The following is a 26,130-nucleotide window of genomic DNA, read 5'->3' as shown; positions in this document are numbered from 1 at the left end:
CTCCCTGGCGATGCCCCGATACCTGCACACTCGGCGGGACCGGCCGGACCACGAATGTGCGCCGCTCGCGGCGACGTCCGGTGTAGCGTTTTTACTACCGTTGAGTAAGGACACAGAGGGTGTGGAACGCGATGGCAAGAAGTCTCGAGGAGGGGCTGGCTGGGCGCCGCGTCCTGATCACCGGCGCGGCCAGGAGCATCGGGGCCGCCCTCGCCAAGCGGCTGCACGCCCATGGCGCGAAGGTCGGCCTGCTGGGACTCGAGCGTGAGCTGCTCGAGCAGGTGGCGACGGCATGCGGGAACGCGCCATGGCGCTACTGCGACGTGCGCGACCACACCCAGGTCGACACGGCCGTTGCCGGGATCGTCGGCGAACTGGGCGGGCTCGACGTGGTGATCGCCAACGCCGGTGTCGGGGCACAGCTGCCGATGCTCGGCGGCGACCCGGCCGTCATGCGGCGCATCGTCGACGTCAACCTGATGGGCACCTACTACACCCTGCGCGCCGCGGGCGAACACATCGGACACCGCGACGGGTACGCGCTGATCATCACCTCCGGGGCCGTCGGGGCGCAGCTCCCCCTGCTCGGGGCGTACAGCGCGACGGCGGCCGCGGCGGAGGCGCTCGGCAACACGCTGCGGGTGGAGATGCGCCACCTCGGCACCCGCGTCGGCGTCGGGTACCTGGGTGAGATCGACACGGACATGATCTCGATCGGCTTCGACACGGCCGCCGCGGACAAGATCAAGTGGTCGGGGATGTTCACCGCGATGTCCCCGCTCGAGGTCGCGATCACGGCCTTCGAGAAGGGAATCGCGCGGCGCCGCAAGCGGATCTACGCACCGGGCTGGGTCGGCGGGCTGCTGCATTGCCGGATGGCGGCGCAGCGCATCGTCGAGCTCCGGCCGCAGCCGCACATGGCGCAGGCGCTGGCCATCGCGCGGACCGAGCACACCAGGTACACCACCGCGCAACCCGAGCTGCCGCTCCGTCTCTCGGACAGCGCCCGGTGAGCCCGCGGATCACCCCGGGCCGGCTGCGCGAGCTGGGCCCGATCAACTGGGTGCTGTGGCGCGGGCTGTCGGTCGGCGGGGGCACAAGCGACGCACAGCTGTTCAGCACCCTCGGCCGCACCAAGGGGACCTTCCGCGGCTGGCTGCACTTCTACTCCGGGCTGTTGCCCGGCGGCCGGATCTCCCGGCACGAGACCGAGCTGATCATCCTGCGAGTCGCGCACCTGCGGGAGTCCGAGTACGAGATGGACCACCACATCAGGCTCGGGCGCCGGGCGGGGGTGACCCCCGAGTTGCTCGAGCGGGTGCTGGCCGGACCGTCGGCCCCGGGCTGGAGCGAGCGGCACCGGGCGATCCTGAGCGCGGTGGACGCGCTGATCGAGACCAAGGACCTCGACGACGACACCTGGTCCGCGCTGGCCGGGCACTTCGACGAGCGCGGAATGATCGAGTTCGTGTTGCTGGTCGAGCGGTACGACATGCTGGCCACGGTCATCAGCACCCTGCGAGTCGACCGGGACACCTTCCGCCGGTAGCCCCGCTGTGCTCACACGCGCGCGCCCACGGCAAGCCCGGACGGCCCCGATGTGACGATGACAACCCGACCAGCCGTTTTCATTGACCGTCGGTTGCGTCCGTCGGTAGCGTCCGGCCTCTTGGGCCGAGACGCGAGTCCGTGCCTCCTGACGGCGGGAATTCAGCATGTCCACTGGCACACGAGACCTCGACGACGATGTCGCGGGATCCGCGATAACCGAGAACCCGAACCACGAACGGCGCTGGCTGGTGCTGTGCATCGTCGCGCTCGCGCAGCTCACCGTGGTCCTCGACGGCACCATCGTCTCGATCGCGCTGCCCGACGCCCAGGTCGAGCTGGGCATCAGCGACTCCGACCGCCAGTGGGTGGTCACGGCGTACGCGCTCGCGTTCGGCGCGCTGCTGCTGCTCGGCGGCCGCGTCGCCGACTACTGGGGGCGCAAGCGCTCGTTCATGGTCGGCATGGCCGGCTTCGCGATCGCATCCGCGATCGGCGGTTTCGCCCAGAGCGGCATGCAGCTGTTCACCGCCCGCGCCCTGCAGGGCGTGTTCGCGGCGCTGCTCGCCCCGGCCGCGCTGGCCATCCTCACCACCACCTTCATCGGCGAGAAGGAACGCGCCAAGGCCTTCGCCGTGTTCGGCGCGATCTCCGGCGGCGGCGCCGCCATCGGCCTGCTGCTCGGCGGCTTCCTCACCCAGTACGTCGACTGGCGCTGGTGCCTGCTGGTGAACATCCCCGTAGCGATCTTCGCGATCGCCGTCACCGCGCCGATCGTCCGGGAGACCAAGGCGCACGGCGACACCAGCTACGACATCCCCGGCACCGTGCTCATCGCGATCGGCCTCGGCTCCCTGGTCTACGGCTTCACCCAGGCGGAGAAGCACGGCTGGGCCTCCACGCAGACCGTCGGGTTCATCGGCCTCGGGTTGGTCGCGCTTGCGGCCTTCGTGCTGGTGGAGAAGCGCTCCACGAACCCGTTGCTGCCGCTGTCGGTGCCGTGGCACCGCGACCGCGGCGCCGCGTTCATCGGCTCGATGCTGGTGGGCTCCGCGCTGCTCGGCGGCACCCTGTACCTGACCTTCTACCTCCAGATCGTGCTCGGCTTCAGCCCGGTGGCCGCCGGCTTCGGCTCGCTGCCGATGGCGATCTTCATCGTGATGGCCGCGGGCATCTCGGCCAACCTGAGCACCAAGATCGGCCCGAAGCCGCTGATGATCGCCGGGCCCCTGATCGCCGCGATCGGGCTGACGCTGCTGACGCAGATCGGGGTGGAGACCTCGTACTGGACACACGTCTTCCCGGGCCTGGCGACCTTCGGGTTCGGCCTCGGCCTGCTGATGGTGCCGATGCAGAACCTGTCGCTGATCGGCGTCAAGGATCACGACGCCGGGGCGGCGAGCGCGCTGGCGAACGCCACCATCCAGATCGGCGGTGCGCTCGGCACCGCGCTGTTCACCACGATCTACGTCTCCGCGAAGTCCGCGTGGAGTGCCGCCAATGCCGCCCCGACCGCGCCCGCGGGCCTACCCGCGAGCGCGATCCCGGCGGACCTGGCCACGGCCGTGCCGCCGACCGCGGAGGAACTGGCGGCGCTGCCCGCACCGGTGCAGGAGTTCATCGGCTCGCTCAAGGAGTACGCGTTCACCGCGGAGGTCTCCGGCTACGCGCACGTCTTCGGCTGGGCCGCGGCGCTGATCGCGGTGATCACTCCGCTGGTGGTCGTGCTGGTCCGCGCGAAGAAGGGCGATCTGCCCGACGAGGCACCGGTCGGGATGCACTAGGCGGCTGCGCCGCCTGTGCGCGGTTGACGAGTGCAGGGACTCGTCAACCGCGCACGGGCGCGGAGCGCCTCAGCACCTCGGCGACCGGGGTGGACGAGCGGCCGATCAGTGCCTGCAAGTCGCCGCTGGTGGTCTCGAGCGCACCCGTCTTCACGCCGGTGTCGGAGTCCGCGAGCATCGCCGCGACCGGGGCGGGCAGCCCGGCGCCCTCGAGCACCGACTGGTACTGCTCCTGTGTGAGGTCCTGGTACTCGACCTTCGCGCCCACGACCTCCGAGATCTGCTGCGCCAGTTCGCTGTACGTCAGCCGTTGGTCGCCGCCGAGTTCGTACACCTTGCCTGCCTGGCCGTCCGCGAGCAGCACGACGGCCGCGGCCTCGGCGTAGTCGGCCCTGGCGGCGGCCGCGACCCGGCCGTCGCCCGCGGCTCCGGCAAGCACCCCGCGCTCGATCGTGCCCGCGAGGTCGGTGGTGTAGTTCTCCCAGTACCAGCCGTTGCGGAGGAGTGCGTGCTCGATGCCCGAGGCGGCCAGGACCTCCTCGGTGGCCTTGTGCTCCTGCGCCAGGGTCAGCGCGCTGTCCGCGGCGTCGAGCACGGAGGTGTATGCGATGAACGCAACGCCCGCGGTCTTGGCCGCCTCGATGACGTTGGTGTGCTGCGGTAGCCGCTGACCGACCTCGCTGCTCGAGATCAGCAGCAGCTTGTCGACACCGGCGAGAGCGCTCTCGAGTGCCGCCCGGTCCGTGTAGTCGGCCGCGCGCACCTGCACGCCCTTCGCCGCGAGGTCGGCGGCCTTGGCCGGGTCGCGGACCACGGCGACCAGGTCGCCAGCGTCGGCTCCGCGCGCCAGCAGGGAATCGACGACGAGGCGGCCGAGGTGTCCGGTGGCACCGGTGATGGCGATGGTCATTGTGCACTCCTGGGTGTCGCGAGTCAGTTGAGTTGACGCTTCAAACAAACCGTCTGCGTCCATCATGCACTTATTTTCCGTAAGTGCAACCCTTAGTGTTAGCGCTGCGGTATCGGCGGGTAGTAACCTGGCGTCCATGACCGCCCCCGACCTGCCGCGCCCTGCCGACGCGGACCCGAGCCTGGAATCCGACGTGTTCGCCCGTGGCTGCACCTCGCGCCCGGTTCTCCAGGACATCACCGGACGGTGGGGCACGCTCGCCCTTGCGGCCCTGGCCGAGGGCCCGTTCCGGTTCAGCGCGTTGCGGCGACGCGTGGACGGGGTCAGCGAGCGGATGCTCTCCCAGACGCTGCAGGCGCTCGAGCGGGACGGCCTGGTGCTCCGCGAGGTGCTCGGGACCATTCCCCCGAAGGTCGAGTACAGCCTCACCGACCTCGGCGCCGAGGTCGCGGCGCAGCTGACCAGCCTGATCCACCTGGTCGAAACCCGGATGCCGACGATCACCGAGGCGCAGGCGCACTACGACGCCCGCTGACGCGGCTCCGGCCGAAACGACAGAGGGGGCGTCCGGCACACGGCCGGACGCCCCCCCTCTGGGTCGGAGCTGGGGTCAGAAGTTGATCATGTGTCCCGCGAGGCCGTGGATGGCCTCCTGAAGGGCCTCGCTCAGCGTCGGGTGCGTGTGCACGTTGCGCGCGAGCTCGTTGACCGTCAGGTCCCACTTCTGGGCGAGGGTCAGCTCGGGCAGAAGCTCGGACACGTCCGGACCGATCAGGTGGCCGCCGAGCAGCTCGCCGTACTTCGTGTCGGCGATGAGCTTGACGAAGCCGTTCGGGTCGGCCAGGCCGTGGGCCTTGCCGTTGGCGGTGAACGGGAAGGTCGCGACCTTGATGTCGTACCCCTCCGCCTTGGCCTGCTCCTCGGTGAGCCCGAAGCTGGCCACCTGCGGCTGACAGAACGTGGCGCGCGGCATCATCCGGTAGTCGCCCAGCTCGAGGGTCTCGGCGTTGCCGATCGTCTCGGCCGCGACCACACCCTGCGCCTCGGCGACGTGGGCGAGCTGCAGCTTCGCGGTGACGTCACCGATGGCGTAGATGCCGGGCACGTTGGTGCGCATCCGCTCGTCGATGGCGATGGCGCCGCGGTCGGTGAGCGCGACACCGGTGCTCTCGAGGCCGTAGCCGGTGACGTTCGGCGCGAAGCCGATCGCCTGCAGCACCTTGTCCACGACGACGGTCTCGACCTCGTCGCTGCCGTTCTTGGCCATGGTGACGGTGACGCCAGCCGCGCCGTTGTCGGTGACCGACTGCACGCCGGTCGAGGTCTTGATCTCGATGCCGTACTTCTTGTAGCGCTTCGCGATCTCCTTGGAGACGTCCGCGTCTTCCATCGGCAGTGCGCGGTCGAGGAACTCGACGATCGTCACCTTCACGCCGTAGTTGTGTAGGACGTAGGCGAACTCCATGCCGATCGCGCCTGCGCCGACGATGAGGATCGAGCCGGGCAGCTCGCTGGTGAGGATCTGCTCCTCGTAGGTCACCACGTTCGCGCTGACGGCGGTGCCGGGCAGCATCCGGGTGGTGGTGCCGGTCGCGATGATGACGTTGTCGAACGTGACGGTCTCGGTGGTCCCGTCGGACTTGGCCACCGAGATGGTCTTGGCGTCGGTGAAGGTGCCGCGACCGTCATACTCGGTGATCTTGTTCTTCTTCATCAGGAAGTGCACGCCCTTGACGCGGCCGTCCGCGACCGAGCGGCTCCGCGTGAAGGCGGCCCCGAAGTCGAAGCTCACATCTCCCGAGATGCCAAAGGTCTTGGCCTCGTTGTGGAAGATATGGGCGAGTTCCGCGTTGCGGAGCAGCGCCTTGGAGGGGATGCAGCCCACGTTCAGGCAGACACCGCCCCAGTACTTCTCTTCGATGATGGCGGTTTTCAGTCCGAGTTGTGCCGCGCGGATAGCAGCGACGTACCCACCGGGACCGGCCCCGAGAACAACGACGTCATAGTGTGAGGTCACGATTGCTCAGGGTAGACCCGCGGCGATTCGCTGTCCCGCCATGGTCTGGTTACCCATCGGTAGCCGGCCGAGAATCCCCCTGAGATCGGCCCTGCCTGCGGATTCACGCGGCGCTGTGGCTAGCGACCTGACCCCTCGGGTAAAAATGAAGATGGCCCCGTCCGACGTGGCCAGGTGAACGACGTCCGATTTGCCCGAATCGCGTAACGCCCGGGTTCGGCGAACCGACGAATCAACAGTGAAGGTTTCTCGCATGCGTCCTCAGACATCCCGCCGCGGCCGCCTCGTCGCGGCGGCGATCGCGCTCACCGTGTTGCCGATGCTGGTGAGCCCCGCCCTCGCGCCCGCCGCGCCTGCCACCGCACAGTCGGAGTCCGGATCGAAGCTGGAGCGGATCGAGAAGAACTCCGACCGCAAGGTGACCGCGTACGTGTACTCCGCGGCGATGGACCAGGTGATCCCGGTCGAGGTGATCACCCCCGCCGACACCAGCGCGCCCCGCCCGACCCTGTACCTGCTCAACGGCGCGGGCGGCGGCGAGGACCGCGCCACCTGGCAGAAGCAGACCGACGTGATGAGCTTCTTCGCCGACAAGAACGTCAACGTGGTCACCCCGATCGGCGGCGCCTTCAGCTACTACACCGACTGGCAGCAGGACGACCCGAAGCTGGGTCGCAACAAGTGGACCACCTTCCTGACCAAGGAACTGCCGCCGATCATCGACGACGCGTTCGACACCACCGGCGTCAACTCGATCGCCGGCATCTCGATGGCGGGCACCTCGGTGCTCAACCTCGCGATCGCGGCCCCGCAGCTGTACAAGAGCGTCGGCGCCTACAGCGGCTGCGCGGAGACCAGCACGGACGCGGGCAAGTTCTACGTCCGCACGGTCGTCGAGTCCCGCGGCGGCGCCGAGGCCACCAACATGTGGGGCCCGTACGACGGCCCGGGCTGGGCCGAGAACGACCCGGTCGTCAACGCCGAGAAGCTGCGCGGGATCCAGCTGTTCGTCTCCTCGTCGACCGGCCTGCCCGGCGACCACGACAACCTGGCCAACCCCGCCGTCAACGGCAGGGTCGACACGCTGGCCAACCAGGTGATCGTCGGCGGCATGATCGAGGCCGCGGTCAACCAGTGCACGCACAACCTCCAGGGCAGGCTGGGCCAGCTGGGCATCCCGGCGACCTTCGACTTCCGCCCCGCGGGCACCCACTCCTGGGGTTACTGGCAGGACGACCTGCACGAGTCGTGGCCGATGCTCGCCCAGTCCATCGGCCTGTGACGCCCCGAGCCTGACCGAGAAGGGCCCCGCACCGTCTGGTGCGGGGCCCTTTTCACGCGCTATGCGGCGCGCAGCTGCCGCTTGAGGATCTTGCCGACAGAGTTCTTCGGCAGCGCGTCCACGAACACCACGTCCTTGACCGTCTTGTAGGACGCGAGGTGCTCGCGCCCGAACGCGATCACCTCCTCCGCGGTGATCGCGCACCCTGGCTCGACGACGACGTGCGCGACAGGGACCTCACCCCACCTGGCGTCCGTGCGACCGACGACCGCGACCTCCCGTACGGCCGCGTGCCGGGCCAGCACCATCTCGAGTTCAACGGGGTAGATGTTCTCCCCTCCGCTGATGATCATGTCCTTGAGACGGTCCTTGAGGTGCAGGAAGCCACGCTCGTCGACGAGCCCGATGTCGCCGCTGCGGTACCAGCCGTCGATCAGCGCGGACGCGGTGGCATCCGGGTTGTTCCAATAGCCGGTGAACACCATCGGTCCGCGGCACCACACCTCGCCCGCGGTCCCGGTCGGCACGTCCCGACCGGTGTCGGCATCGACGATCTTGATCTCGCCGAACATCATCGCCCGGCCCTGCGTGGTCGCGGCGTCCGTGCCCATCTCGCGGGTCCAGTAGGTCAGGGCACCGGAGAACTCGGTGATCCCGTAGACCGCCTGCACGGCGATCCCTGCCCCGCCGGCCGCCTCGATCAGGTCCACCGAGACCGGGGACCCACCGCAGGTGACGTTGACCAGGCTCGACGCGTCGACCTCGGTCGCGGCGGCCACCGCGAGCATCGCCTGCAGCATCACCGGCACCACCATCATGGTGGTGATCCGCTCGCGGGCGATGGTGTCCCACACGACCGCGGGGTCGAAGTCGGGCAGGAACACGCACGGGGTGCCCTGCAGGGTGTTGGTGACCACCGGGTTGAACCCACCGATGTGGAACATGGGCGCCACCAGCAGGAACCGATGCCCACCGTGCCATTCCAAGGTCGCGGCGCAGCCCTGCGCGGACCAGAGCAGGTTGTCGTGGGAGATCATGGCGCCCTTGGGCTTCCCGGTGGTACCCGAGGTGTACATGAGCACCACCGGATCGGCGGACGCAAGCGTGGTGCCGGATTCGAGCGGCTGCCACGGCCGGTTCGTGACCTCGCGGTAGTCGGCGGCGGAGTCGTCAACCGGATTCGGCGTGGAACACACACGGACAGCAGGTACCCCCTCCAGTTCCGCCACCACCGGAGCGAACTCGCTCTCGTAGACGAACGCGACCGGCGTGGAGTCCGCGAGGACGTACTGCAGCTCCGGCGCGGGCAGACGCCAGTTCAGCACCACCGCGATCGCGCCGAGCCGGGCCGCGGCAAACACCGTGGTGGCATGGAACTCGCCGTTCTTTGCGAGCAGCGCGATGCGGTCGCCCGCCCCGACGCCCGCGGACCGCAGGTGCATGGCGAGGAGGTCGACGCGGCGGTCCACCTCGGCGAAGGTGTACCGGTAGCCGGGGCCGATCCACGCCTCCTTGTCGGGGGTGAGGTAGGCGCGGCGGGACAGCAGCTGTCCGAGTGTGCGTTGCATGATGCTCCGAAAGGTCGTGCAGCGGTGTGGACTACGCGGGGGCGGGGACGACGCGCGCGATGATCGGCGCGAGGTCGAGGCCGGTGGGCAGGGTTCCGTAGACCGTGCCCCAGTCTCCGGCGAGGCGGGTGGCGAGGAAGGCATCGGCGACCGCCTGATTGCCCGCCCGCACCAGCAGCGAGCCCTGCAGCGCCAGCGCCAGCCGGCCGACCACGACGCGGGAGCGGTACTCGAGGTCCTCGAGGTCGGTGAACTGCGCCTTCAGCGCGGCGACGTAGGCGTCGTACCGGGCGTCCGCACCGGCAGCGGCGTCGAGCTCGTCGAAGAACACCCCGAGGACCTCGGGCTGCTTGGCAAGGGCGCGGAGGGTGTCCAGGGCGGCGACGTTGCCGCTGCCCTCCCAGATCGATCCGAGCGGGGCCTCACGGTAGAGCCGCGGCATCCCGGACTCCTCGATGAAACCGTTGCCGCCCAGGCATTCCAATGCCTCCGCGGCGTGGCCCGGACCGCGCTTGCAGACGTAGTACTTCGACACGGCGAGGCCGAGGCGGCGCAGCAGTCCGGCACGCTCGTCGCCCCGGAGTGCGGCATCGGTCTGCGAGGCCAGCCACAGCGCGACCGTGGTGGACGCCTCCGCCTCGACGGCGAGGTCGGCGATCACGTTGCGCATCAACGGCTTGTCGATCAGCAGGCCGCCGAACGCGCTGCGATGCGCGGCATGGTGGGCGGCCTGCCCCACCGCCTCGCGCATCAGTGCCGCGGCACCGAGCGTGCAGTCCAGGCGGGTCATGTTGACCATCTCGATGATGGTCCTGACCCCACGCCCCTCCTCGCCGAGCCGCCACCCGATCGCGTTGTCGTACTCGACCTCGCTGCTGGCGTTGGACCTGTTACCCAGCTTGTCCTTGAGCCGTTGCAGCGCAATGGCGTTCATGCTGCCGTCCGGCAGCACCCGCGGCAGCACGAAGCAGGTCAGTCCGCCGGGCGCCTGCGCGAGGGTGAGCAGGATGTCCGACATCGGCGCCGAGGTGAACCACTTGTGCCCGACGATCCGGTAACTGCCGTCCTGGTGCGGGGTGGCGGTGGTGGTGTTGGCCCGCACGTCCGAGCCGCCCTGCTTCTCGGTCATCGACATGCCGGCGATCAGGCCACGCTTGAGCGCGGTCGGGGCGACGGACGGGTCGTACTGGTCGTTGGCGAGCAGCGGTTCGAACTCGGATGACAGCTTCTCGTCCGCCCGCAGCGCCGGAACGGCGGCGTAGGTCATCGAGATGGGGCAGCCGTGTCCGGCGTCGGTCACCTGCCAGGCGGTGAACTTCGCGGCCCTGATCAAGTGTGCGTTGTCGCGCTCGTCGCGCCACGGTGCACCATGCAGACCGAACTCGATCGCATGCTTCATCAGGTCGTGGTAGGCGGGGTCGTAGTCGACCCGATCGACCCGGTTTCCGTAACGGTCGTGCGTGCGCAGGATCGGCGGGTGCGCCTCGGCGCGCTCCCCGAGTTCCTTGGCGTACGCGCTGCCGGCGAGGGTGCCGACCTCGTGTACCTCGGCGAGCGCGTCGGCGGCGCCGGCGGCAGTCAGGATCTCGTCGAACAGCGGGTGCCCGGCGGTGTCGTAGTCCACCAGCGGCGGAACCTGGTTGGTCACCTCGTGCGTCTTCACGGCTTGCCCTTCACTTCCTCGCGCATGGTCAGTTCGGCGAACTGGGCGCGGTAATCGTCGTAGGCCCATCGCAATTCGTCGGCGGGCCAGTTCTCGGGGAGCAGTTCGTCGGGCAGCGCCGGGTCGGTACGCAGGTGCCGCACGGCCGCAGCGGCGGCCATGAACCGCTCCTGGGACTGCTCCGGCACCGACAGGGCGGCGAGGATGATCCGGGCCTCGGCAGACCAGGCGTCGAGATCCCACAGCTGCCCGACCAGGGCGGCGGGATCCTCGGGGACCGCGGCGAACCGGTGCACCTCATCGAGCCGCGGCAGGTCGTGTCCGGTCAGGTTGGCCGGGCGCATCCACACCCCTTCCCGCAGCTCGGCGTACCGGTGCTCGGCGAGGGTGGTGCGCAACACGCCGCGCGCCGCGGCCTCGCGGCCGGACACCACGACGACCACCTGGTCCCAGCGGCCGTCGAACGGGACCCGCCGCGGGTTGACCAGCGCCTCCTGCAGGGCCTGCCGCTCCAGGTGCCTGGCCCCGAGCAGGTACATCGAGTCCGTCGTGACCAGATCGCCGGCCGCCACCATCCGCGACAGCGCGGCGCGCATGGTCGACGGCGCGACACCGAACATCTCCCCGGTGCGGGTGATCTCGCGCGCCGACATCCGGGCCGGGCGCATACCGAGCAGCAGGCTCAGCGCCACGGACCGTGCGGTCATCGGCGGCGTGAGCTCGGCGAGTGTGCGAACCGGCACGGGACCTCCTCGCTGCGTGTTGCAGAATCAAAACAGCCGTCTTGAATTTGTAGCACTCTGCGGCGCGAATGGGAACCCCCTTCCGACGCGTGGTCCCCTCCTGCGCGCGGACCCGCACGTCAGGGTATCAATGAACAATGGCTTCCGACCTGCACGACCCCTACCTCTGGCTCGAAGACGTCACGGCCGAGCCCGCGCTGGACTGGGTGCGCGAACGCAACGGCCGCACCACCGGTGAGTTCACCGAGAACGCCGGGTTCGAGGACCTGCAGACGCGGATCCGGGCGGTGTTCGACACCGATGCCCGCATTCCGTACGTCCGGCTCCGCGGCGAGTACCTCTACAACTTCTGGCGCGACTCCGAGCACGTCCGCGGCCTCTGGCGACGGACGACCATGGACGAGTACCGCACCGACGCCCCGAACTGGGACGTGCTGGTCGACGTCGACGAGCTCGCCGAACGCGACGGCGAGAACTGGGTGTGGTCCGGCGCGCAGGTGCTGCGCCCCGGCCAGGAGCGCGCGCTGGTCAGCCTGTCCAGGGGCGGGGCCGACGCCACGGTGACCCGCGAGTTCGATCTGGAGCGACGCTGCTTCGTCGAACCGTCCGACGGCGGCTTCTTCCTGCCGGAGGCCAAGACCGACATCGGCTGGATCGACGTGGACAGGGTGTACGTCGGCACCGACCTCGGGCCGGGCTCGCTCACCGATTCCGGCTACCCGCGGATCGCCAAGCGCTGGACCCGCGGCACCGACATCGCCGAGGCCGTCACCGTGTTCGAGGGCGAGCAGACCGATGTCGCGGTGTCCGCCTGGTACGACCGCACCCCCGGATTCGAGCGCAGCTTCGTCGACCAGTCCATCGACTTCTACAACTCCCGGCGCTTCCAGCTGATGGACGACGGATCCCTGGTGCGGATCGAGACGCCCGAGGACGCAAGCGTCTCCGTGCATCGGGAATGGCTGCTGATCCGCACCAGGTCCGCCTGGTCCGTCGCCGGGCACGAGTACCAGGCCGGCACCCTGCTGGCCGCCCGGTACGAGGACTATCTCGCCGGATCTCGGGACCTGACGGTGCTTTTCGCGCCCGACGCGCACACCTCGCTCGAGCAGTACGTGTGGACCCGCAACCACCTCCTGCTGGTGACGCTGTCCGACGTGCAGACCCGGCTGCGGGTGCGGACACCGGGACCCGGCGGCTGGACGGACGTGCCGCTCGAAGGGGTCTCCGAGCTCACCACCACCGACGTCCTGGACGTGGATCCGGTCGAGGGCGACGAGTTCTTCCTCAACTCGAGCGGGTACCTCACGCCCGCGACGCTGCTGCACGGCACGGTCGGCGAGCAGATCGAGGTGCTCAAGCAGTCGCCCTCGTTCTTCGACGCGGATTCGCTCGCAGTCACTCAGCACTTCGCGGTGTCCGAGGACGGCACCCGGATCCCCTACTTCGTGGTGCGCGGGAAGGACGCCGCACCCGGACCGACGCTGCTGTACGGCTACGGCGGTTTCGAGAACTCGATGACCCCGTCGTACAGCGGGGCGACCGGCCTGGCCTGGCTGGAGCGGGGCGGCACCTATGTGGTCGCCAACATCCGCGGCGGCGGCGAGTACGGGCCCGAGTGGCACACGCAGGCACTGAAGGCCGGGCGGCACAAGGTGTTCGAGGACTTCGCCGCCGTCGCGCGCGACCTCGTCGAGCGCGGGATCACCACCCCGCCCAGCTGGGCGCCCAGGGCGGCAGCAACGGCGGACTGTTGATGGGTGTGATGCTGACCCGGTACCCGGAACTGTTCGGCGCCATCGTCTGCCAGGTTCCGCTGCTGGACATGCGCCGCTATCACCTGCTGCTGGCGGGCGCGTCCTGGATGGCGGAGTACGGCGACCCCGACGACCCCGACGAGTGGGAGTACATCTCCCGGTACTCGCCGTACCAGAACACCGACGCGGAGGCGTCGTATCCGCCGGTCCTGATCGCGACGTCGACGCGTGACGACCGGGTGCATCCCGGCCACGCCAGGAAGATGGCCGCGCGGCTCGAGGAGCAGGGCACCGCACCTGGTACTACGAGAACATCGAGGGCGGACACGGCGGCGCCTCCGACAACGCCCAGCTGGCGTTCAAGACGGCGCTGACGTTCACGTTCCTCTGGGCGCAACTGGGGCGCTGACGGGGCGCACGTGCCGGGGCGTCTGAACGGACACCGGCGCCTCGATCTCGGCGGCATAGCCGCGGGCACCGCCCAACGACACCACCCGGGTCAGGGCGCGCAGGTCGCCCTCGAGCCACCGGAACAGTTGGTACACACCGATGAACGCGATGATGCCGCCGATGCACAGCGCGCGGACGGTCGCGTTGACCGTGTTGCCGGGCTCGGCACCGACGAAGCTGAGCCCGGCGACGCCCAGCAGCGGGACCGACGCCGCCACCGCGACGTAGCGGGTGGTGCTCCGGCCGAGCGCCCGCAGGTCGCGGCCGTCGGCGCTGCCGATCTCACCGTGCGACAACAGGATCGGGTACACACAGCGCACCGCGTAGAAGGTGAGGATGAAAAACGGGTAGGCGACGGCGACAGCCCCGCAGACCGCGAGCGACGCGATCAGATGCGAATAGGCCTGCGGCGGAATGCCGCCCGCCGCGGCCTGCAGTGCGATCGGGTAGGCGACCCCGGCCACCACCCAGAGCACGAAGGCCACCACGACGGCGCGGTGCCCTAGGTTCAGGGTCGCGGTGCGCGCCCTGGCCAGGACCTCGGCGTCGTACCGCTGCCCCCTCCGCAGGCCGCGCGGGACGATCAGCGCGAGCCGGCACCAGTAGAGGATGAGGAAGGCCCCGAGGGGAAACGCCAGCCCGCCAACCAGCAGGTGGACCTGTTCGAGATGGGCCTGGGCCTCGGGTGAGAGCTCGGAGATGATCAGCGCCTTGTTGTAGTAATAGTTGTAGCCCGCGGCCAGCAGGTTCGGGATGCCGATCGCCGCCAGCAGGATCGGGAGCGACCACCGCGAGAGCGTCGACCGCCAACTCCCGGGACGCGGATCGACGAGGTCGCGGGCGTGCGGATCCAGGCACAGCGCGAACTGGCGTGCCAGCTTGCGGCCGCTCGACCAGCGGTCGGCGGGATCGAAGGCGAGTGACGTCATCAGGACGCGGCGCAACGCGGCCGGGCAGTCATCCGGGAGCCGCGTCCTGGCATCGGGATCGACTCCGCGGCGCCGGATCGCGAGCACCTCGCCCGGCGACGCCTGCGACCCGCCCGCGGGGGCGTCCGCGAACGGGCGGACCCCGGTCAGCAGCTCCCACAGCATCACGCCGAGCGCGTAGATGTCGCTGCGGGTGTCGATCGGCGCCGCGCATTCTGCCGGTTCCGGGGACACGGCGGCCAACTGCTCGGGCGCCATATACGCGACCGACCCGCCGACGAAGCCGGACCGACCCGCCGGGTCGACGCTGTCGCTGGAGCTGACGTTGAAGTCGGCGAGCTTCGGGACACCCTCGACGCTCAGCAGCACGTTGGCCGGCTTGATGTCGCGGTGCAGCACGCCGTGGGCGCACGCGTACTCGAGCGCGTCGGCCAGTCGCAGCCCGATCCACGCCACGGTCTCCGGCCACGACAGCGTCGCGATCTCGGCCCGCACGCTCGACTCGCTCGGCCCGATCTCCCCCTTGCTCGCGAGGACCTTGTCGATCGAATCGAGCAGGAGCTGACCGCTCCGGCGCTCCGGCGGGGTCGCGCGGACCAGCTTGACCACATCCAACAGCGTGCCGCCGGACACGTACTCCATGACCAGCACCCGCACCTGCCTGTCCTCGAACAGCCTCTGGTCGAAGACGCGGACGATGTACGGGTGGTCGAGCTGGGCGAGGGTCTGTGGCTCGCTGCCGACGTTGCGGGAGATCTTCAGCGCCGCGGGGCGCAGCATCGACAGTTGCCTGGCCAGGAACACCCGGGCGAACGCACCACGCCCGAGCTCCGCGATCAGTTCGAAGTCGTCCAGCTGCTGCCCGACCGCGAACTCGGTGTTCTCGGGCAGGTCGATCGGGACGGGCGCGCCGCGATGTCCCGGCAGATCGTGCTCGCGCAGCCATTCGAACCGGTCGGCCTGTTGAGGGAAGCCGCGCAGGTACTCCTCCGGCTCGACGTTCGCCCCGCTCGCGCGGCGCACCCGGTACTCCTCGTACACGAGCTCGGGCGGCAGCGGCTCCGCGAGCAGCTCGGGGAACTCCCGGCAGTAGTCGGCGATTCGTTTCGGCTGGCCACCGCGCAACCACCGGTACTCGAGATCGACCATGATCAGGTCGATCAGTGCCGCACGCCGGATCGCGGCCGCGTCCGGCAGGTAGTCCGACAGATCGGACGGGGACCTTGTCGCCTCCCAGTCGGCGACCAGGCGCCGCACGCCGGTGTCGACGACGAGACCCGATTCCGGGCGGGTGCCGGTCGAGTCGGAGACGGCCGAACTCACGTGCACGGCGGTACCGGGGGCCACCTCGGTCAGCGGCCCGCTTGCGATCGTCGCGTCACTCGGGCGAACGGGTTCATCCATGGCGGATCGGTTCCGAGCCGACCGCACGGTGCGGACGGGTCGTGGTGATCACATCCAGGGTATCCCCGCCGAGTGTGCAGCTACGGGTACATCGCCCGAGTGGGACGGACGCCAACTGCACACTCGGCGGGTCAGGCGCGGTCGTGCAGCCACTCCACGATGCGGCCGACGGTGCTGTCCGGGCTGCGGATCCAGCCGTTGTGGCCCAGCGGCTCCGGCTGATGCCAGGTGGTCAGATCCGCTTTCGGCATCTTCGCGACCAGGTTCTTGATCGCCTGCCGCGGTGCCAGGTCGTCGTCCTCCATGGAGATCGACAGCACCGGCAGGGTCAGCCGGCCGATCCGCTCCTCGTAGTCGATGTCGGCTCCCGTTGGCTCGATGGCGCCGGTGCGCGCGAACCTGGACCAGTCCCCGATCAGCACCTTCGACTGCCTGCCGAACCCGCCGACGTCCACCCGGTCCCCCGGCCAGAACCCGGCGACGTTCGCCGTCACCGACATCGCCGCCGATCCGGCAAGCAGCGCCGCGCCGCGCACCACCCCATGGCCGCGGTGATACGGCGAACCCGACGCCACCAGGATCAGCCCGCCGAGCTTTCCCCTGGCCCTGGCCGCGTACATCACCCCCAGCTGCCCGCCCATGCTGTGGCCGAGCAGGTACGGGGTGCTGTCCGGGAACCGCTCACGCACGACCTCGAAGGTGGCCGGATAGTCGACGGACGCCAGTTCCTGATACCCGTAGCTGCTGTCCGCGCCCGGCCGGGGCCTGCTGTCACCCTGCCCGCGGAGCTCACCGACCGCCGCGTTGAATCCCTGTGCGACCAGCGCCTCGGCGACGGGATCGTAGAACCCGCCCGGCACGCCGAGCCCCGGGAAGATCACCACCACCGGCGCCGCCTCCCGGCCTGCGAACAGCCGTACCGCGATGGTGGTGCCGTCGGGCATCTGAATCGGAATGGTGTCCACGGTCCCATACTCTCTCGCCGCGGCGCCTGCCGATAGGGTTCGGACATGGCAACCGCTGATCCGCTGTTCCTGCCCGCAGGCACCGTGTTCGCCCCGGACGACCTGATCTTCTACGCGGACCGCGGCCGTCGAAGCCTCGACCAGGCGCTCGCCGACGCCGATCTGCTTGTCAGTTGCCCACATTCGGGGTCGGCCATCCCCGAGGAGCTCGGCGAGTTCCTCGCGCCCGAGTTCACCCGCCGGTTGCAGTTCGACTTCACCGACTGCTCCACCAGCCCGGTGGTACGCCGCTGGGCGGAGATCGACCCCCGCATCGTCTACGTGGAGAACCCCCATCCCCGGATGGTGCGGGACCCGAACCGCGCACGCCCCGAGGACCTGTACGCCACCCTGCGTGAGGCGTTCGCCCGGGTTCGCGCCGCAGGTCCGGGGAACAAGGCCGACCTGAGTGGGGTCGATGCCATCCGCCCGGTGACGTTCTCCTTCTACCCCTTGCTGCGCGAGCCGGCCGACGACGCGGGCCTGCACCGGCTCGCCGACACCTTCGCCGAGGTCGCCTCCCGCGGGCTCGACGTCTACGAGCGGACCCGTGACGACCTCATCGAGCGGATGGTGGCGCTCGCCTTCGAGCGCGCCGAGAAGTCCACCGGGCCGGTCGAGTTCACCACGCTCTCCTTCCACGACACGATGAACCACACCACCACAAGGGACGGCGCGGTGAACGTCGAGCGCGCCGAGGCCGACCTGCTGCCCGACGTCGTGGCGTTGTCGAACCGCGGCGATGACCGCGGCGAGCCGCGCAAGGCGCAGAGCGGGGAGCCCCGCGGCGACAACCCGGTGAGCATGGCCCCGGAAGCCGTCCGCGCGCTGGCGCAGGCGCACCGGGTGGGCTTCGAGGTGGCCGACCCGGCTGCCGTCATGTTGAACCAGCCGTACCTGGGCAGCCACGAGATCATCACCGCGGGTGCGCTATTCCGCGAACTCGGGCCCCGGGCCGACGCCGCGGGGTGGCGCTCGGCGCGGTCCAGGCGGAATTCAGGCGCGAGTTCCTGCTCGGCCCCGACCTCACCGCTGAGCTGATGCGACCCGGCGTTGACTGGCCGGCGCCGGACGCCGACCGTGTGGACATGCTCGCCCACGCCTGCAAGGCCAGCTGGGACGGCTACCGATCCCGCCGATAGCCGGCCGAGGTCAGCCAAGGACGACCCCGAACACCATGCCTGCCGCGATGGTGGTGACTGCCAACACGATCGTCGGGACGAAGAACGAGTGGTCGACCAGCTTGGTGCCGAGCTTGGTGCTGCCCGACTCGTCGAAGTTGGCGGCCGCGATCTGTGATCCGTTGGTGGGCAACAGGTAGATGCCCGCGAAGGCACCCGCCCACATGCCGGTGAGCAGACCGGGGGCGAGTCCCGCCGCCAGGCCGATCGGCACGATGGTCCTTGTCGCCGTCGACTGGCTGGTGGTGAGCACACAGACCAGGAAGACGCCGAGGGCGAAGATCCAGGGCCAGGCGTCGACCCAGTCGCCGACGGTGTTGGTGATCAGCTCCTGGTGGGCGCTGATGAAGGTGTCGGTGAGCCAGGCCAGACCGAACAGCGCGATGGCCGAGACCATGCCTGCCTTGAACACCGACGAGCCAGGCACCTCCGACACGTCCGGGCGGCACACGAGCAGGATCAGCGTGCCGACCACGAACATCATCATCTCGATGATCGGGGTCATGCCCATCGGCGAGCCGTCCGCCGACTCCGGGCGAATCCCCTTGAACAGACCGAAGACCACGATCGCCGCGACACCGAGCAGGAAGATGATGGCGGCATTGCGACCCTGCGTGGTCGACTTCAGCTCGACCGCACCCGGGCCGCTCGCGGATGCGGCCGAGGGCGCGAGGAGCTCACCGGACGCGATCCGGGCCTGGATCTCCTGATCCTCGTCGATGTCCTTGCCCAGTCGGTTCACGACGATCGAGGACAGCACGATGCCGACGATCGCGGCGGGCAGCGTGATCTTGATGATGTCGATCAGCTCGAAGTTGTACGGCGCCACATCGGTGAGGGTGACCATCGCCGCCATCGCCGCCGAGACCGGGCTACAGGCCAGGGCCACACCCGTCGCCACGACGGAGAGCGAGAGCGGCCGCGACGGCCGGACGCCGTTGCGGTACGACGCGTCGTAGATGACGGGCAGCAGCGGGTACAGGATGTTCGACGTGCCCGCGCCCACCGCGAACAGGAACGAGACCAGCGGTGCGATCAGCGTGATCTGCTTGGGGCGCTTGGAGATCAGGTTCGCGGCGATCGTCACCATCCAGTCGATGCCGCCCGCCGCCTGCATCATCGACGACGCCAGCACTACCGACAGGATGATCAGCAGCGCGTCGACCGGCGGGCTGCCCACGTCCTCCCGGAACACGAAGACCAGCACCGCCACACCCGCGCCGCCCCACAGGCCGAGTGCCACACCGCTGGAGCGGGTGCCCATCACGATGCAGCCGAGCACGACGATCAGTTCCAGGGCGATCTTCAGCGCATCCACGCAGGTCCACCTCGTCCATCCACGGAAACGTTTGTTGTGTCAAACACTGGTTCCGGTGATGCTACGGCGTGCCCGAAGGAATCGGTGGGACCTCCCGCCGAGCTCGGGCCGGTCAGTCCCCCAAGGAGTCTCGCGCCCGGCAGACGATGCGCGGGTCCGGGGTTCCGACCACCTCGTCGTCCCGGTTCTCGTAGTCGAAGCGGCTGAGCACGTGCCGCATGGCGTTGATCCGGGCGCGCTTCTTGTCGTTGCTCTTCACGACGGTCCACGGCGCGATGTCGGTGTCGGTGAACCTGATCATCTGCTCCTTGGCGGCCGTGTACGACTCCCACTTGTCCAGCGACGCAAGGTCCATCGGGGAGAGCTTCCACTGCCGGACCGGGTCCACCTGCCTGATCGCAAACCGGGTGCGCTGCTCGTTCCTTGACACCGAGAACCACAGCTTGGTGAGGCTGATCCCCTCGTCGACGAGCATCTGCTCGAAGAGCGGGGCCTGCCGCAGGAAGCGCGCGTGCTGGTCGTCGTTGCAGAAGCCCATCACCCGCTCGACGCCCGCGCGGTTGTACCAGGAGCGGTCGAAGAGGACGAGCTCCCCGGCCGCGGGCAGGTGCTCGACGTACCGCTGGAAGTACCACTGGCCCTGCTCGCGGGCGGAGGGCTTCTCGAGGGCCACCACCCTCGCGCCGCGGGGTTCAGGTGCTCCGTGAACCGCTTGATCGTGCCGCCCTTGCCCGCCGCGTCCCGACCCTCGAACACGATCACGTGCCTGCGGCCGGTCGCCTTGGACCAGTTCTGCAGTTTGAGCAGCTCGATCTGCAGCAGCCTCTTGGCCATCTCGTACTCGGCGCGCTCCATCCGATCCTCGTACGGGTACCCTCGCGCCAGGTGTCGACGGCCCGCCCGTCCGCCGCGCTGACCAGGATCGGGTCGTCGTCATCGTCGTCCCGGACCGTGAACGCGGAGGTGTCGGCGAGATCCACTGGGTGGTCGAATTCGGTCATCCGCGGACGGTAGCCCCCCTGCTCGTCGACGCGGTGTCGCCCAGATGAACGCTTTCACCGCGCCTCGGCGCGCTCCGCGATTCCACCTGATCCAATAACGGACGGATAACGTCGATGCATCAATCAATTGAGTCGGCAACGAAAGCCCGATCGCACCCGTCGCCGACGCTCATCCTGGCGACATGACCACCTCGAGTCCGACCCCCACCAAGCTCTGGATTCCCCGCATCCTGACAGCGCTGATCGCGAACGGTGTCGTGCTGTGGATCGCCGATCTGGTCCTCGGCCCGTTCCACATTTCCTATCCCCTGTGGTTCATCGTCGCCACGATCCTGCTCACGTTGGCCACGCTGTTCGTCAAGCCGATCATCGCCCGCCTGCTGAGCACCGTGCCGGGACTGCGCGCCTACACCTGGGTCGTCAACCTGGTCGCGACGTACCTCGTCCTGCTCATCGTGGTGCTCCTGACGAACGACTTCCAGATCCGGGGATTCTGGACCTGGGTGTGGGCGACGCTGATCATCTGGATCGGCTCGGTGGTCTACGACGAATTCGACGACAAGCTCGAGTCGACCATGAGTTCGGGCCTGCACAGGGCCTCCGGTAACCAGGTCGACTGATCACCTCGCCGGGGGCAGACCCCGCCCCGACGACAAGACGGCGCCGACCCCGCGTACTCCGCGGGATCGGCGCCGTCACTGTCGCCTGAGCTGTCGGGTCTGCTACAGACCGATCGACGCGGCCAGCATCGGCCACGACTTGTGCAGGTCGTCCTGCCAGTAGCCCCACGAGTGGGTGCCGTTCGGCCGGAAGTCGACGACGGCCGGGATGCCGAGCTCACCGAGCCGCTTGGACAGGTTGTTGGTGCAGACCAGGGTCGCGCCCTCGATCACGCCGCCGAGCAGCGCCTGGTTCGCAAGACCGGAGATGCCACCGGTCTCCTCCAGGTTGTCGTGCGCCCCTGGCAGGCCGTTGCCGGAGGAGATGTACAGCTGGGTCCCGCGCAGCTTCTCGGCGTTGACGACCGGGTCGTTCGCCACCCATGCCGCGTCGTTCTTCGCGCCCCACATGTTCTCGACCTTGGCGCCGCCCCGCGACTCGACGACCATCTTGATGTAAGCCCGGCCCATCTCGGTGCTGGTCTCGGCACACCCGCTGTAGGACGCGACGCTCTTGTAGAGGCCAGGGGCCGCGATCGCCAGGTTGAGCACCGAGGTGCCGGTCATGGAGATGGCCGCCATCGAGTTCACGCCGTTGGTCTTGAACTCGGAGTCGATCAGCGACGGCAGTTCCTTGGTCAGGAAGGTCGTCCACTTGTTCCTGCCGAGCTTCGGGTCGTCCTTCTGCCAGTCGGTGTAGTAGCTGAAGGCGCCACCGACCGGGGTCACCACGTTCACGTTCTTGTCCGCGAAGAACGTCGCGACATCCGTGCGGCGCTGCCAGGTGGCCGAATCCTCGCCGCCGCCTGCGCCGTTGAGCAGGTACAGGGTCGGTCGCGGCACGCTGCTGTCCATCGGGCGCTGAACCTTGACCGGGATGGTCTTGTCCATCGACGCCGAGTACACGTACGCGGTCACCTGACGCCCACTGCCCTCGACCCGCTCGACCTTCGAGCCGGACTGCTCGCCCGCGGGTGCGGCGGTGGCGAGTCCGCCCGCGCCGATCAGGGGAAGGATCATCAGGGCCGCAGCGGCTGCTGCCAGCCGCGCCTTGCGGGCGCCGGATCGACGAAGGTTGCTCATGTGTGCTGCACCTGACTGTCTATGGGCCGAGATCGGTGGGTGTTCGGTACTTCTCTACAGAACGGGGGCCCACGCGCAGGTACGCATGGACCCTCGGCTTGCTGCGGGTGATCTTACGCAGGCACAGCGCCTGCGTGGTCAGCGATCCCGCGCCGACAGTCTCACCCGGAAGGCGTACGACTGTCTCCGGAATCGCAAAACTGATCCCACAGCAGACGGCGGCCGGGCTCCACACGGGAGTCCGGCCGCCATCTAGGGGATCAGCTGAACTGGCTCAGCAGCTGGTAGAGCTCGAAGAGCGAGATGATGGTGCTGATGGAACCCATGTGATCCTCCAAGAATTGACCTACCGCAGAAACTGCGTGTGACCCCTCGCCACAGGTAACGAACATAGTGGACCGAGCGTCCGTAACGGTGACCTACGTTGGTCGCTCCGGTGAACACCGTGTGTCTTCAGGCGGCCCCGCCCACGAGCGAGGCCCGGGCCACCCTGATCGGGTGACCCGGGCCTCGCCGGGTGGAACTGGTGTGGCTGTGGACTAGAAGTCCATGCCGCCCATGCCGCCGGTCGGATCGCCAACGGGCGCTCCGGCCTTCTCCGGCTTGTCGGCGACAACGGCCTCGGTGGTGAGGAACAGAGCCGCGATCGAGGCTGCGTTCTGCAGCGCCGAGCGGGTGACCTTGACCGGGTCGTTGATGCCGGCTTCGAGCAGGTCGCCGTACTCGTTGGTCGCGGCGTTCAGGCCGTGGCCTGCGGGCAGGTTGCGAACCTTCTCCGCGACGACGCCGGGCTCGAGGCCGGCGTTGAACGCGATCTGCTTGAGCGGGGCCTCGAGGGCGACACGAACGATGTTCGCGCCGGTAGCCTCGTCACCTTCGAGCTTCAGGTCGTCCAGCGCGGGGGCGGACTGCAGCAGGGCCACGCCACCACCGGCGACGATGCCCTCCTCGACTGCGGCCTTGGCGTTGCGCACGGCATCTTCGATGCGGTGCTTGCGCTCCTTGAGCTCGACCTCGGTCGCAGCGCCGGCCTTGATGACGGCGACGCCACCGGCCAGCTTGGCCAGGCGCTCCTGCAGCTTCTCACGGTCGTAGTCCGAATCCGAGGACTCGATCTCGGCGCGGATCTGGTTGACGCGACCGGCGATGGCGTCGGCGTCGCCTGCACCCTCGACGATGGTGGTCTCGTCCTTGCTGACGACGACCTTGCGGGCGCGGCCGAGCAGCTCGAGTCCGGCGGTCTCCAGGGAGAGGCCGACCTCTTCGCTGATGACCTCGCCACCGGTGAGGATGGCGATGTCGGCGAGCTGCGCCTTGCGACGGTCACCGAAGCCGGGGGCCTTGACGGCGACCGACTTGAAGGTGCCACGGATCTTGTTGACCACCAGGGTGGACAGGGCCTCGCCCTCGACGTCCTCGGCGATGATGACCAGCGGCTTGCCGGACTGGATGACCTTCTCCAGCAGCGGCAGCAGGTCCTTGACCGTGGAGATCTTGGAGCTCACGAGCAGGATGTAGGCGTCCTCGAGGACCGCTTCCTGACGCTCGGCGTCGGTCGCGAAGTACAGCGAGATGAAGCCCTTGTCGAAGCGCATGCCCTCGGTGAGCTCGAGCTGCAGGCCGAAGGTGTTGGACTCCTCGACCGTGATGACGCCTTCCTTGCCGACCTTGTCCATGGCCTCGGCGATGAGCTCACCGATGGACGGGTCGCCGGCCGAGATACCGGCGGTGGCAGCGATCTGCTCCTTGGTCTCGACCTCCTTGGCGGTGTCGAGCAGGCGGGCGGTGACGGCCTCGACGGCCTTCTCGATGCCGCGCTTGAGGCCGAGCGGGTTGGCGCCGGCCGCGACGTTACGGAGGCCCTCACGAACGAGAGCCTGGGCGAGCACGGTGGCGGTGGTGGTTCCGTCGCCGGCGACGTCGTCGGTCTTCTTGGCGACCTCCTTGACCAGCTCGGCGCCGATCTTCTCGTAGGGGTCCTCGAGCTCGATCTCCTTGGCGATGGAAACACCATCGTTGGTGATCGTGGGGGCGCCCCACTTCTTCTCCAGGACGACGTTGCGACCCTTGGGTCCCAGCGTCACCTTGACTGCGTCGGCGAGGCTGTTCAGGCCACGCTCGAGGCCGCGACGTGCCTCTTCGTCGAACGCGATGATCTTGGCCATTGCGAAGTGATCCTCCGGATTGGGGTGACACACCAGGCGACCGCTCGTCGGGTCGCCTCATGACGCATTTACGCCTACGGCCAGGCTCGGCGCCCGCGACGGACGACCAGGGGTGTCGATGGGATCCCGATCTCACCGTCCCGACCTGGCACTCACATGACGCGAGTGCCAAGTGCCTTTTTAGCACTCAGGTGTGGCGAGTGCAAGGTCGGGACGGGTCGGTCAGCGCAGCGCGCAGACGGCGCCGGTGTTCAGGTTCACGGCGAAGGACAGCGGGCCGACGCACTTGACGCCGGACGCCTCCGCGGTCGCTCCCGAGCCCCAGCCCGCCACCGCGATGGTGGTGTGGCCGTTCGAGGCGTTCGAGTGCGAGATGCCGCCGCCGATGGCGTACGCATGCGCGGCGCCCGCGTCGCGCGAGGAACTGAGCGCGACACCGAAACCGGTCGCGACGCTGTTCGCGGATCCACCGTTGGCCACGCTCACCGCCGTGCCGCTGTCCATCGCGGTCGCCCCGGCGTTCCCGACGGTCGCGGTGGCGCCGCAGCTCGCGTCACCGATGACCCTGATGTCGTTCGCCGAGGGCGGCGAGACGCAACCGACCTGCGCGGCGGAGGCGATGCCGGAGCCGGCGACCGCCATGCCACCCGCGATCGCGATGCCGACCCCCAGACTCGCGCCCGCGCGGGTGATCGAAGGAATGAGGGCGTGGACGCGGGGCATGAGCTGAATCGACACGGAACTCCTCGAAAGCAGAACGAACGGATACCGACGCGACGGTACCGAAGACTTGCCCGCCCACGACCGGATCGACATATCTCGATTCGGCACCGGTTTCCCGGGGCTCGAGCCGGGTGGCGTCGGCCGCGGCCCCGGCCGCCTCGATCACATCTCGGCAAGCAGTCCGGGGAGGTCCGCGACCGAGTCGAGCACATGCCGGGGAGCGGCCTCGGCCGCCTCGAGGACGGACTGCCGGAACTTGCCGGTACGCACCAGCACCCCGATGAATCCGGCGCGCTGGGCCGCCAGCACGTCGTTCTGGAGATCGTCGCCGATCATCACCGTCCGCTCGGGCCTGCTCCCCATCAGCCCGGCGGCGGCCAGGAACCCGGTCGGAGAGGGCTTGCCGACCACGGTGATCCGCGCGTTGCCCGCCGCCTCCAGTCCCGGCAGGTAGGCCCCGGTGTCGATGCGGATGCCCTCCGCGGTGGCCCAGGTCAGTCCGCCCTGCATCGCGACCACCGGCACCCCGTCGAGCATCAGGTCCACCACCCGACTCAGCGCGGCGTGGTCGAACTCGGGCCCGGCCCCGCCGAGGACCACCACCTCCGGCCGGTCGGCGTCGAACTCGATGTCCGTCATGTCCCCGGCGATGTCGCCGTGGTTGATCAGCAGGCAGCGCTCCCCCGGGTGCGTCGAGCGAAGGTGCTCGGCGGTGAGCGCGGCGGCAGTGACGATCTCGTCCGCATCCACCGCCATGCCGCAGTCGCGCAGGGCCGCCGCGATCTCGGCCCGTGTCCTGGAGGTGGTGTTGGTGAGGAAGGCGCGCGCGATCCCGCGCTCACGCACCGCGGCGAGGGCTTCCGCCCCGCCCGCGATCGGCTGCCAGGAGGTGACCAGCACCCCGTCGATGTCGAACAGCACGCCCTCGACCGCGGGCACGG

Annotated in this window: 20 protein-coding genes and 2 pseudogenes; 8 read left to right on the top strand and 14 right to left on the bottom strand. The window is 69.1% G+C overall.

Features of this window, described 5'->3' with window-relative positions; translation table 11 throughout:
• Window positions 1-131: 131 nt before the first annotated feature.
• From BTZ20_RS04790 to BTZ20_RS04780, 3 genes are all read left to right on the top strand, one after another.
• Window positions 132-1,013, top strand: coding sequence for an SDR family NAD(P)-dependent oxidoreductase (locus BTZ20_RS04790; protein ID WP_077043485.1), 882 nt, complete (start codon window positions 132-134; stop codon window positions 1,011-1,013).
• Window positions 1,010-1,549: a carboxymuconolactone decarboxylase family protein gene (locus BTZ20_RS04785; protein ID WP_077040579.1), complete on the top strand. Its 540-nt coding sequence runs from the start codon at window positions 1,010-1,012 to the stop codon at window positions 1,547-1,549. The genes BTZ20_RS04790 and BTZ20_RS04785 overlap by 4 nt, the downstream gene beginning before the upstream one ends.
• Window positions 1,550-1,715: 166 nt before the next feature.
• Window positions 1,716-3,332: an MFS transporter gene (locus BTZ20_RS04780; protein ID WP_077040578.1), complete on the top strand. Its 1,617-nt coding sequence runs from the start codon at window positions 1,716-1,718 to the stop codon at window positions 3,330-3,332.
• 43 nt (window positions 3,333-3,375) lie between these two features.
• Here BTZ20_RS04780 and BTZ20_RS04775 read toward each other — a convergent pair whose 3' ends face one another.
• A complete protein-coding gene (locus BTZ20_RS04775; protein WP_077040577.1) occupies window positions 3,376-4,242 on the bottom strand; it encodes an SDR family oxidoreductase in 867 nt (288 codons plus the stop codon).
• A 136-nt stretch (window positions 4,243-4,378) separates the two neighbouring features.
• On the opposite strand from BTZ20_RS04775, the gene BTZ20_RS04770 reads away from it, so the two are divergent.
• Window positions 4,379-4,777, top strand: coding sequence for a winged helix-turn-helix transcriptional regulator (locus BTZ20_RS04770; protein ID WP_077040576.1), 399 nt, complete (start codon window positions 4,379-4,381; stop codon window positions 4,775-4,777).
• Between the two features lie 75 nt (window positions 4,778-4,852).
• On the opposite strand, the gene lpdA is transcribed toward BTZ20_RS04770, so the two are convergent.
• The gene (gene lpdA, locus BTZ20_RS04765) at window positions 4,853-6,259 is read right to left on the bottom strand and encodes a dihydrolipoyl dehydrogenase (protein WP_077040575.1); all 1,407 of its coding nucleotides are present in this window, start codon (window positions 6,257-6,259) and stop codon (window positions 4,853-4,855) included.
• A 253-nt stretch (window positions 6,260-6,512) separates the two neighbouring features.
• Here lpdA and BTZ20_RS04760 point away from each other — a divergent pair, with 253 nt between their 5' ends.
• Window positions 6,513-7,541, top strand: coding sequence for an alpha/beta hydrolase (locus BTZ20_RS04760; protein ID WP_077040574.1), 1,029 nt, complete (start codon window positions 6,513-6,515; stop codon window positions 7,539-7,541).
• A 59-nt stretch (window positions 7,542-7,600) separates the two neighbouring features.
• On the opposite strand, the gene BTZ20_RS04755 is transcribed toward BTZ20_RS04760, so the two are convergent.
• The 3 genes from BTZ20_RS04755 to BTZ20_RS04745 are packed head-to-tail and all read right to left on the bottom strand — an operon-like array spanning window position 7,601 to window position 11,515.
• On the bottom strand, window positions 7,601-9,109 hold the full coding sequence (locus BTZ20_RS04755; protein ID WP_077040573.1) for a class I adenylate-forming enzyme family protein: 1,509 nt from the start codon (window positions 9,107-9,109) through the stop codon (window positions 7,601-7,603).
• A gap of 31 nt (window positions 9,110-9,140) precedes the next feature.
• Entirely contained in the window at window positions 9,141-10,772 is a 1,632-nt protein-coding gene (locus BTZ20_RS04750; RefSeq protein WP_077040572.1) for an acyl-CoA dehydrogenase family protein, read from the bottom strand.
• Window positions 10,769-11,515, bottom strand: coding sequence for a PaaX family transcriptional regulator C-terminal domain-containing protein (locus BTZ20_RS04745; protein ID WP_223263634.1), 747 nt, complete (start codon window positions 11,513-11,515; stop codon window positions 10,769-10,771). The genes BTZ20_RS04750 and BTZ20_RS04745 overlap by 4 nt, the downstream gene beginning before the upstream one ends.
• A gap of 137 nt (window positions 11,516-11,652) precedes the next feature.
• Here BTZ20_RS04745 and BTZ20_RS04740 point away from each other — a divergent pair.
• Window positions 11,653-13,681, top strand: a pseudogene (locus BTZ20_RS04740) (prolyl oligopeptidase family serine peptidase).
• Here the strand turns inward: BTZ20_RS04740 and BTZ20_RS04735 are convergent.
• Window positions 13,650-16,055 carry a serine/threonine-protein kinase gene (locus BTZ20_RS04735; RefSeq protein WP_083742525.1) on the bottom strand — a complete coding sequence of 802 codons (2,406 nt, stop codon included), beginning with the start codon at window positions 16,053-16,055 and terminating at the stop codon, window positions 13,650-13,652. The pseudogene BTZ20_RS04740 and the gene BTZ20_RS04735 overlap by 32 nt on opposite strands.
• Before the next feature lie 131 nt (window positions 16,056-16,186).
• On the bottom strand, window positions 16,187-17,020 hold the full coding sequence (locus BTZ20_RS04730) for an alpha/beta fold hydrolase (RefSeq protein WP_077040571.1): 834 nt from the start codon (window positions 17,018-17,020) through the stop codon (window positions 16,187-16,189).
• A gap of 45 nt (window positions 17,021-17,065) precedes the next feature.
• On the opposite strand from BTZ20_RS04730, the gene BTZ20_RS04725 reads away from it, so the two are divergent.
• Window positions 17,066-18,100, top strand: a complete 1,035-nt coding sequence (locus tag BTZ20_RS04725; protein WP_223263633.1) for an N-formylglutamate amidohydrolase — start codon at window positions 17,066-17,068, stop codon at window positions 18,098-18,100.
• Between the two features lie 111 nt (window positions 18,101-18,211).
• Here BTZ20_RS04725 and BTZ20_RS04720 read toward each other — a convergent pair whose 3' ends face one another.
• The 3 genes and pseudogenes from BTZ20_RS04720 to BTZ20_RS28865 all read right to left on the bottom strand — a co-directional run bounded on the left by BTZ20_RS04720 (window position 18,212) and on the right by BTZ20_RS28865 (window position 20,559).
• Window positions 18,212-19,558 (bottom strand): anaerobic C4-dicarboxylate transporter, encoded by a 1,347-nt coding sequence (locus BTZ20_RS04720; RefSeq protein ID WP_077040570.1) that lies wholly within the window; start codon window positions 19,556-19,558, stop codon window positions 18,212-18,214.
• A gap of 112 nt (window positions 19,559-19,670) precedes the next feature.
• Window positions 19,671-20,392: pseudogene (gene ppk2 / locus BTZ20_RS04715) on the bottom strand (polyphosphate kinase 2).
• Window positions 20,317-20,559, bottom strand: a complete 243-nt coding sequence (locus BTZ20_RS28865) for a hypothetical protein (RefSeq protein WP_262982622.1) — start codon at window positions 20,557-20,559, stop codon at window positions 20,317-20,319. The pseudogene ppk2 and the gene BTZ20_RS28865 overlap by 76 nt, the downstream one beginning before the upstream one ends.
• A gap of 182 nt (window positions 20,560-20,741) precedes the next feature.
• Between BTZ20_RS28865 and BTZ20_RS04710 the strand changes: the two genes are divergently transcribed.
• Window positions 20,742-21,179, top strand: coding sequence for a phage holin family protein (locus BTZ20_RS04710; RefSeq protein ID WP_077040569.1), 438 nt, complete (start codon window positions 20,742-20,744; stop codon window positions 21,177-21,179).
• Window positions 21,180-21,281: 102 nt separating this feature from the next.
• Here BTZ20_RS04710 and BTZ20_RS04705 read toward each other — a convergent pair whose 3' ends face one another.
• The 4 genes from BTZ20_RS04705 to BTZ20_RS04690 all read right to left on the bottom strand — a co-directional run bounded on the left by BTZ20_RS04705 (window position 21,282) and on the right by BTZ20_RS04690 (window position 26,128).
• Complete coding sequence (locus tag BTZ20_RS04705) at window positions 21,282-22,301, bottom strand: alpha/beta hydrolase (RefSeq protein ID WP_077040568.1); 1,020 nt, start codon at window positions 22,299-22,301, stop codon at window positions 21,282-21,284.
• Between the two features lie 539 nt (window positions 22,302-22,840).
• Window positions 22,841-24,466 carry a chaperonin GroEL gene (gene groL, locus BTZ20_RS04700; RefSeq protein ID WP_077040567.1) on the bottom strand — a complete coding sequence of 542 codons (1,626 nt, stop codon included), beginning with the start codon at window positions 24,464-24,466 and terminating at the stop codon, window positions 22,841-22,843.
• Between the two features lie 222 nt (window positions 24,467-24,688).
• On the bottom strand, window positions 24,689-25,189 hold the full coding sequence (locus tag BTZ20_RS04695) for a DUF6764 family protein (protein ID WP_077043483.1): 501 nt from the start codon (window positions 25,187-25,189) through the stop codon (window positions 24,689-24,691).
• Window positions 25,190-25,351: 162 nt separating this feature from the next.
• Window positions 25,352-26,128 carry an HAD-IIA family hydrolase gene (locus BTZ20_RS04690; protein WP_077040566.1) on the bottom strand — a complete coding sequence of 259 codons (777 nt, stop codon included), beginning with the start codon at window positions 26,126-26,128 and terminating at the stop codon, window positions 25,352-25,354.
• Window positions 26,129-26,130 lie beyond the last annotated feature (2 nt).

The organism is Rhodococcus sp. MTM3W5.2, from assembly GCF_001984015.1.
GTDB classification, from domain to species: domain Bacteria; phylum Actinomycetota; class Actinomycetes; order Mycobacteriales; family Mycobacteriaceae; genus Rhodococcus_G; species Rhodococcus_G oryzae.
This window is presented reverse-complemented; position numbering and strand designations above follow the sequence as displayed.

Excerpts from the sequence above, each read along its gene's own strand:
- BTZ20_RS04790 (WP_077043485.1), top strand. The coding sequence starts at position 132 with ATGGCAAGAAGTCTCGAGGAGGGGCTGGCTGGGCGCCGCGTCCTGATC.
- BTZ20_RS04735 (WP_083742525.1), bottom strand. The coding sequence starts at position 16,055 with ATGGATGAACCCGTTCGCCCGAGTGACGCGACGATCGCAAGCGGGCCG.
- BTZ20_RS04705 (WP_077040568.1), bottom strand. The coding sequence starts at position 22,301 with ATGAGCAACCTTCGTCGATCCGGCGCCCGCAAGGCGCGGCTGGCAGCA.
- BTZ20_RS04775 (WP_077040577.1), bottom strand. The coding sequence starts at position 4,242 with ATGACCATCGCCATCACCGGTGCCACCGGACACCTCGGCCGCCTCGTC.
- BTZ20_RS04780 (WP_077040578.1), top strand. The coding sequence starts at position 1,716 with ATGTCCACTGGCACACGAGACCTCGACGACGATGTCGCGGGATCCGCG.
- BTZ20_RS04755 (WP_077040573.1), bottom strand. The coding sequence starts at position 9,109 with ATGCAACGCACACTCGGACAGCTGCTGTCCCGCCGCGCCTACCTCACC.
- BTZ20_RS04725 (WP_223263633.1), top strand. The coding sequence starts at position 17,066 with ATGGCAACCGCTGATCCGCTGTTCCTGCCCGCAGGCACCGTGTTCGCC.
- BTZ20_RS28865 (WP_262982622.1), bottom strand. The coding sequence starts at position 20,559 with ATGACCGAATTCGACCACCCAGTGGATCTCGCCGACACCTCCGCGTTC.
- BTZ20_RS04695 (WP_077043483.1), bottom strand. The coding sequence starts at position 25,189 with ATGCCCCGCGTCCACGCCCTCATTCCTTCGATCACCCGCGCGGGCGCG.
- BTZ20_RS04710 (WP_077040569.1), top strand. The coding sequence starts at position 20,742 with ATGACCACCTCGAGTCCGACCCCCACCAAGCTCTGGATTCCCCGCATC.
- BTZ20_RS04760 (WP_077040574.1), top strand. The coding sequence starts at position 6,513 with ATGCGTCCTCAGACATCCCGCCGCGGCCGCCTCGTCGCGGCGGCGATC.
- BTZ20_RS04770 (WP_077040576.1), top strand. The coding sequence starts at position 4,379 with ATGACCGCCCCCGACCTGCCGCGCCCTGCCGACGCGGACCCGAGCCTG.
- groL (WP_077040567.1), bottom strand. The coding sequence starts at position 24,466 with ATGGCCAAGATCATCGCGTTCGACGAAGAGGCACGTCGCGGCCTCGAG.